Below are 7214 nucleotides of genomic sequence, written 5' to 3' on the forward strand. Positions count from 1 at the left end.
ATCCATGATGTGGAACAGGATATTCGCCCTGCTGGCCGCCGCCTGCCTTGCGGTGAGCCTTGCCGCCTGCGGCGGAACTGCACCCGGCGGCACGTCCGCCAGCACCGCCGGCAGCCAGACCGGCAGCCCCATTGTAAACGACACCGGCGACGAAGCCGAAAAGCCCGCTCAGGCTCAGCCGGAATACAGGGCCATGTGGGTGAGCTATCTGGAATGGCAGCAGTTCGATTTCTCCAGCGCCGAAGCCTTCCGGGCCGGGGCAGAGGAGATGATGGCCAACTGCGCCGATCTGGGCCTGAACACGGTCATCGCCCAGGTGCGCCCCTTTGCGGACGCCCTTTACCCCAGCCAGTACTTCCCCTGGAGCCATCTGTGCACCGGCACCCAGGGGCAGGACCCGGGCTTTGACCCGCTGGCCATTCTGATCGAGACTGCCCACGCCCACGGCCTTGAACTGGAGGCCTGGCTGAATCCCTACCGGGTGCAGCTGAACGCCGGCCTGCCCGGTCAGCTGGCGGATTCAAACCCCGCCGTCACCCGGCCGGAGCTGGTCAAGCAGGCGGGGGAGGGGCTGTATTTCGACCCCTCCAGCGAAGAAGTGCGCCAGCTGATCGTGGACGGCGTGACCGAAATCGTGATGAACTATGAGGTGGACGGCATCCACTTCGACGACTATTTCTACCCCACCACCGACCCCTCCTTTGACGCGGAGGAATACGCCGCATCCGGCACCTCCCTGAGCCTTGAGGACTGGCGGCGGGACAACGTGAACCAGCTGGTGAAAGCGGTATACGACGCCATCAAGGCGGCAAAGCCGGAGGGTCGATTCGGGATCAGTCCGCAGGGGAATATGGATAACAATTATAACGGCCAGTATAGTGATGTGGCCCTCTGGATGAGTACCCCGGGCTATGTGGATTACATACTGCCCCAGCTCTACTGGGGCTATGGCTACACCACCTCCGGCGGGCAGACCCGGTTCGGCTTCGAGAACATCACCAGGGAGTGGGCCGCGCTGGAGCGGGCCGAGGGGGTATCCCTCTACTTCGGGCTGGGGGCCTACCGCATCGGCGACGGCGACGGCGGCAACTACGACGCGGCGGTGACCCAGTGGCAGACCGGCCACAATCTGGCGGATATGATCGGCACCGGCAGGGAAGTGGGCGTGGACGGCTATGTGCTTTACCGCTACGATTTTCTGTTCCACAACGGCAGCTGGGCGGATCTGGCCGCCAGTGAGTGCGCGGCCATCCGGGCAGAAAATCAGGTGGCCTGAGAATGAGAATGGAAAAGGAGAGAAAAGCATTGATGCAGCCTGATTTGAATTGGCTTGTGAACCCGGAGGTGTTCGCGGTGGGGCGGCTGCCCGCCCACTCGGACCATCGGTGGTACCAGAACGAGGCGGAGCTGGCCCAGAAAACCATGGCTCTGCGCCAGAGCCTTAACGGGGAGTGGCAGTTTGCCCACAGCCCGAACCCCGCCGCCCGGCCCGCGGATTTCTGGAAGGAGGAGGCCGACCGCTCGGCCTTCGGCCGCATCCAGGTGCCCGGCCATGTGGAGCTGCAGGGCTACGGCCAGATCCAGTACATCAACACCATGTACCCCTGGGATGGCCGCAGCGATCTGCGCCCGCCCCAGATCGACTGGAACGACGCACCGGTGAGCAGCTATGTGCGCCGGTTCGATCTGGACCCGGCCCTGGCGGGCAAGCCGGTCTGCATCTGTCTGGAAGGGGTGGAGCAGGCGTTCTATCTGTGGCTGAACGGCCAGTTCATCGGCTACAGTGAGGACTCCTTCACCCCCGCCCATTTCGATCTGACGAACGCCATCCGCCCGAAGGGCAACCTGCTCTGCGTGGAGGTGCACAAGCGCAGCAGCGCCGGCTGGCTGGAGGATCAGGACTTCTTCCGGTTCAGCGGCATCTTCCGGCCGGTGTATCTGTATGCAAAGCCTCAGGTGCACATCGAGGACCTGTGGCTGCGGGCGGGCCTTGCCGAGGACAACACCACCGGCACCCTTGCCCCCCGGCTGCGCCTTTCCGGCGAAACGGAGGGCGCGGCGGTGGAATGCCGGGTGAGCGACCCGGCGGGCCGGGTGCTGTTTGAGGGCCCGGTAAACCCGGACGGCAGCACCGCCATCCGCCTGCCCGATGTGTGCGCCTGGGATCACGAGCACCCGGTGCTGTATTCGGTGCTGTTCACGGTGAAAAACGTCGCGGGTCAGGTGGTGGAGCTGGTGCCCTATTCCACCGGCTTCCGCCGGTTCGAGCTGAAAAACGGCCTGCTTCTGCTGAACGGCGAGCGGGTGATGTTCAACGGCGTGAACCGCCACGAGTGGAGCGCCGAGCGGGGCCGGGCCATCACCGACGAGGATATGGACCGGGCCATGGATACCTTCCGCCGGGCCAACATCAACGCGGTGCGCACCTGCCATTACCCGGATCAGAGCCGCTGGTATGACCTGTGCGACGAAAACGGCATCTATATGATCGACGAGACCAATCTGGAGAGCCACGGCTCCTGGCAGAAGATGGGCGCGGTGGAGCCCAGCTGGAACGTGCCCGGCAGCCTGCCCCAGTGGAAGGAATGCGTGGTGGACCGGGCCCGCTCCATGTTCGAGCGGGATAAAAACCACACCGCCATCCTGTTCTGGTCCTGCGGCAACGAGTCCTATGCGGGCGAGGACATTCTGGCCATGAGCCGGTTCTTCCACGAAAACGACCCCAGCCGTCTGGTGCATTACGAGGGCGTGTTCCACAACCGGGAATTCGACCGCATCAGCGACGTGGAAAGCCGGATGTACGCCACCCCCGAGGCAATTCGGGAATATCTGGAGGCAAAGCCGGAAAAGCCCTTCCTGCTGTGCGAGTACATGCACGACATGGGCAACAGTCTGGGCGGCATGGAAAGCTACATCCGCCTGGGTGAGGAATTCGACCAGTATCAGGGCGGCTTTATCTGGGACTATATGGATCAGGCCCTCTGGCGCACCGACAGCCTGGGCCGCCGGGTGCTGGGCTACGGCGGCGACTTCGGCGAGCGCCCCACCGACTACAACTTCAGCGCCAACGGCATCGTGTTTGCGGACGGCAGCGAAAAGCCCGCCATGCAGGAGGTGCGTTACTGGTATTCCACCCCGGAGCAGCGCGCTGCTCACGATGCGAACAACCGGCGGGCAGCGCAGCAGTCCGCCCGCCAGCTGGCCGAATTGCAAAAGGAGCGGGCCGGCCGGGCCGAGACTGCCCCGGATCTGACCGTGATCGAGGGCGATGTGAACCTGGGCGTGCAGGGCGCCGGCTTTGAGGTGCTCTTCTCCTATGTGGAGGCCGGCCCGGTGTCGCTGATTTCCCAGGGTGTGCAGTGGCTCTACCGGGCCCCCCGCCCGGCGCTGTGGCGGGCCGCCACCGAAAACGACATCGGCAACGGATTCGCGGCGAAGAGCGCGGCCTGGATGGCGGCGGACGCCTTTGCCCGCTGTACCGGCTGGACGGTGCGGGAAAAGGGCCCCCGCAAGGTGGAAATTGCATACGAATTCGCCTTTGCCGCCGTGCCCGGCGCGAAGGTGGAGATTGTTTACACGGTGGATGCCGCCGGTACCCTGCGGGTGAAGGCGGAATTTGCCGGAGCGCCCGGCTTGTCCGGTCTGCCGGTGTTCGGCGTGCGGCTGGTTCTCCCCGAGCCCGCGTCCGCCATCGGCTGGACCGGCCTGTCCGGCGAGACCTACCCGGACCGGAAGAAGGGCGGGATGTTCGGCCGCCATACCGAGATTCCCCATATCCCGGATTATCTGGTGCCGCAGGACTGCGGCGTACACATGGACACCCACCAGTTCACGCTGGAGCGGCGGGTCGCGGGCCAGCCGGACGCGGCACGGCTGGAGGTGTTCATGGAGGGCGAGCCCTTTGCCTTCAGCGCCCTGCCCTACACTGCGCAGGAGCTGCAGAACGCCGACCATCGGGAGCAGCTGCCGAACACCGGCCGCACCGTGGTCACGGTGATGGGCGCAGTGCGCGGCGTGGGCGGCATCGACAGCTGGGGCGCGGATGTGGAGCCCGCTTACCGGCTGAGCGTCGAAGAGAACCACCGGCTGGAGTTTGCCATTCAGCTGTGAGCGGCTGATTTTGCACTGTGAGCAGCCTCTTTTGACCCCGAACAAGGGTTGGAAGAGGCTGCTTTTTTCTGCCTGCTTGTAAGCCGGTGGGTTTTGGATTATAATAAAAAGGTATCCACCCGCCGGCCGGCTCTGTTTTCAACGGGGCGGGGCTGCGGGAACTCTGAACAAAAACCGGACTTACGGGCGGCCCGTTGGGGGCTTTGCGCCCGCGAAACGGAGGACACAGCTATGAAACGAATGAAATCTCTGCTTGCCCTGGGCCTGGCGCTTGCCATGGCGGCCTTCTGCCTGACCGGCTGCTCGGGCAGCAGCGAGGAGGAAGCCGAGAGCGAAGCGGTGGAGGAAACCTACATCGCCTCTCAGGCAGGCGGCAGCATCACCTGGCCGGAAGGGCTGGACACCAGCGCCACCTTCGCCAGCCAGCTGGACGAAGCCAGCGGCACACTGTATGTGGTGTTCAACAGCGTGCAGAACCGGTTCACCAACTATTTCACCCCGGCGGGCGATTCCATCACGGTGACCAGCTACGCCACCAGCGAAAAGGACACCGCAACCACCCAGTATCTGGTGACTCTGTGGGAGGAAGCGGAGGGTGGCCGCGCCTATGTGAACGGCCACACCATCGAGTTTGCCACCGGCGGCGACTGCGCCACGGCCACCTTTGACGGCCTGACCCCCGGCAAGAACTACAAGATCGGCATTGCCTACATGAGCGGCGTCTACCGCATCAGCGGCGGGCTGAGCGTGAGCGGCCTGTCCAGCGCACAGGCGCTGGAAGCGGACACCGACGCCGAAGCCGCCTGAACCGCAACCAACAAAAATCCCCTTTCCGGCTGGAAAGGGGATTTTTTTGTGGTCAGGAATTGCTTTGCTCCGGTTCGGGCGAAAGGCCGTAATACTGGCGGATGGCCCGGTAGTAGCACCGGGCGGCCAGCTGGCAGCCCTCCGGCGAGGCAAAGGCGGCCAGATCGCTCTCATTCGTGATGAAGCACTGTTCCGCCAGCACCGAGGCGCAGCCGGTGCTGTTCACCATGGCAAAACTGGGGTAATCGTTGGGATTGGTGTCGCTGCGCTCCCGGATGATGCGCTGGTTGTTCTCGTCGTAATAGGCATAGCGCACCCCGCCTTCGCCCCGAAGAGTTGCTCCGGCGGCGCTCATTTCGGCGGCGATGAAATCCGCAAAGCGCAGGCTGTTTTTGTTGTACCGATTGCCCGGCGGGGCGGGGAAGCACTCGAAGCCGCTGGCCTGACCGGAGCCGCCGTCTGAATTCATGTGGATGGACAGGCTGAGGGTGGCGTCCGATGCGGCCACCCGCTTGGCCCGGTCGGCGGCGGGCAGGTCCTCGTTCCAGTCCGCGCGGCACATCACCGGGGTGATGTCCGGGTCGGCCTCCAGCAGGTCCCACAGGGCCTGGGCGGTGGCCTGGGTCAGGTCGCACTCCCGCACGCCGTTTACCCCGATGGCGCCGGTATCCGAGCCGCCGTGGCCTGCGTCGATGGCCACGATGCGGGCCTGTCTGGTGGGGGCGTCCTCCCGCTGGGCGGAGAATTTGGCCAGCGCGATCCAGAAGGCGGCGGCCAGCAGCACAAGGGCGAGAATGGGGGCCGCCAGCCGAAGCAGGCGCGGCCGCTTTTTGCGCCGCCGGGGGCGGCGAAGGGCTGCAGTTGGCATGAAAAATACAATCCTTTCGGGGAAAAGTCGAAAACTGTCGTCTTTTATAAGACGAGAAAAGCCCCCGGATCATTTCGTTTCGGGGCAAAAAAGCCCAGCCGTGCGGCTGGGCTTTTGCCCCCGAGGGGCGATAAGGAGGAGTTGAAAAGCAACGAAAAAAGAGGTAAAATTCAGCGCAGCACCACCGCACGGCTGCCCATGGCGGTGTAGATGGACTCGAACTGACTTCGGTCGATCAGGGTATCCCCCTGCATGGGGTCGGCCAGATAGCAGCAGGTTTCGTCCATACCGGTGAGTACCACGCAGTGCAGGTTGGCGTAGGGGGTGTAGGTGCGGCCATTGGGCAGCGTCCAGGTGAAGGAATTGTTGAACCGGGGCTGCTCGTAGTCCTGGGTGAACCACACCGCCACCGGCGTGCCCTGCCGCAGCAGCTGCTCCAGCCGGGCCATGTCCGCGTCGGTTTCACTCTCGGCCCGCAGGTCGGAGCCCTGATCCCGAAGATAAGCGTTGGCCGCTTCGATAATGGGCCCCTCGAAGCAGTACCAGCCGTCCGAGGAGCTGGCCGGATTGCCCGCGTAGGCGGTTTCCGGATCCGGCCCGTAGCGGTTCAGCCCGTTGTAGGTGAAGCTCTGGCGGGGCAGGTAATCCTCGGCCAGGGCCGCAAGATCTACCGGATAGCCGCTGTATTCCAGCAGGGTGGCAAGGCTTGCCGCCTCGCAGCCGTTGGGCAGCGCGGGTTTTTGCAGCACCGTGCGCACCGTGAGCATGCCGCTGCCGCTTGCAAAGGCGGTTTCCGGCGCCGGGTTTGCAATGGTCTGCCCGGTGGCCAGGCTGCCCATGGAGGCCAGCAGCCGGTGTTGAGCCAGCAGATCAAACACCGAGAACAGGGCCGCGGCGCACAGGGCCAGAACCATCAGCTTGCCCAGCACAAGGGCCAGCGTATGGCGCTTTCTGCGGCGGTGGGCCGGAGCGTGGGCGGCAGGTCGGGGCCGGCGGTAAACGGTGGGCGCGGGCGCCGCCGCTCGGGCGTTTGACCGCTGCGGCTGGGGATAAGCGGAGACCGGCCGCTCCGCCGGCCGGCGGATGGACCGCTGCCGGCCGGGCAGGGAAGAAGAACAGGGCGCCGCGTGGTAAACCGGTCGGCGAGCATTTTGAACGGAAAGCGTGCGGGCAGCCATGGCGGCGAACCTCCTTTTCAGCGTTTGCCTATTAGACGCAGAACCCGCAAAAAAATCACGCGGGCCGCGCCTTTTCCGGCTGCCTTTATTATAGAAGGGGAACGGAAACCAAGTCGCCAAAGAAATGTATCCAAGTTGCAAATTTTAAGGCCCCCCTGCTTTGCAGGGGGGCTGCAGCCTGTCGAAAAAGGCCACCTATCGGTGGTCTTTTTCTCGTATAAGGAAAGGGAATGCGGTATAATGGTGTGGGG

The 7214-nt window shown here is 64.3% G+C and carries 5 protein-coding genes; 3 read left to right on the top strand and 2 right to left on the bottom strand.

From position 1 onward, the window contains the following. Positions 1-4 precede the first annotated feature (4 nt). From ACESYO_RS09590 to ACESYO_RS09600, 3 genes are all read left to right on the top strand, one after another. Entirely contained in the window at positions 5-1276 is a 1272-nt protein-coding gene (locus ACESYO_RS09590) for a glycoside hydrolase family 10 protein (protein ID WP_373209863.1), read from the top strand. A gap of 44 nt (positions 1277-1320) precedes the next feature. Further along, positions 1321-4110, top strand: coding sequence for a glycoside hydrolase family 2 TIM barrel-domain containing protein (locus tag ACESYO_RS09595; RefSeq protein WP_373211256.1), 2790 nt, complete (start codon positions 1321-1323; stop codon positions 4108-4110). Positions 4111-4341: 231 nt separating this feature from the next. Next, on the top strand, positions 4342-4917 hold the full coding sequence (locus ACESYO_RS09600; RefSeq protein WP_276870083.1) for a hypothetical protein: 576 nt from the start codon (positions 4342-4344) through the stop codon (positions 4915-4917). 52 nt (positions 4918-4969) lie between these two features. Here the strand turns inward: ACESYO_RS09600 and ACESYO_RS09605 are convergent, their stop codons facing one another. Together ACESYO_RS09605 and ACESYO_RS09610 are read right to left on the bottom strand one after the other, a co-directional pair. Then, the gene (locus ACESYO_RS09605; protein WP_276870082.1) at positions 4970-5785 is read right to left on the bottom strand and encodes an N-acetylmuramoyl-L-alanine amidase family protein; all 816 of its coding nucleotides are present in this window, start codon (positions 5783-5785) and stop codon (positions 4970-4972) included. Between the two features lie 170 nt (positions 5786-5955). Continuing rightward, the gene (locus ACESYO_RS09610; protein WP_276870081.1) at positions 5956-6963 is read right to left on the bottom strand and encodes a C39 family peptidase; all 1008 of its coding nucleotides are present in this window, start codon (positions 6961-6963) and stop codon (positions 5956-5958) included. Positions 6964-7214: the final 251 nt, after the last annotated feature.

Source organism: Allofournierella massiliensis (assembly GCF_964241245.1).
GTDB lineage: Bacteria > Bacillota > Clostridia > Oscillospirales > Ruminococcaceae > Allofournierella > Allofournierella massiliensis.

What these genes read in the sequence shown, in the direction of transcription:
- ACESYO_RS09590 (WP_373209863.1), top strand. Translation starts at nt 5, where the DNA reads ATGATGTGGAACAGGATATTCGCCCTGCTGGCCGCCGCCTGCCTTGCG.
- ACESYO_RS09600 (WP_276870083.1), top strand. Translation starts at nt 4,342, where the DNA reads ATGAAACGAATGAAATCTCTGCTTGCCCTGGGCCTGGCGCTTGCCATG.
- ACESYO_RS09605 (WP_276870082.1), bottom strand. Translation starts at nt 5,785, where the DNA reads ATGCCAACTGCAGCCCTTCGCCGCCCCCGGCGGCGCAAAAAGCGGCCG.
- ACESYO_RS09610 (WP_276870081.1), bottom strand. Translation starts at nt 6,963, where the DNA reads ATGGCTGCCCGCACGCTTTCCGTTCAAAATGCTCGCCGACCGGTTTAC.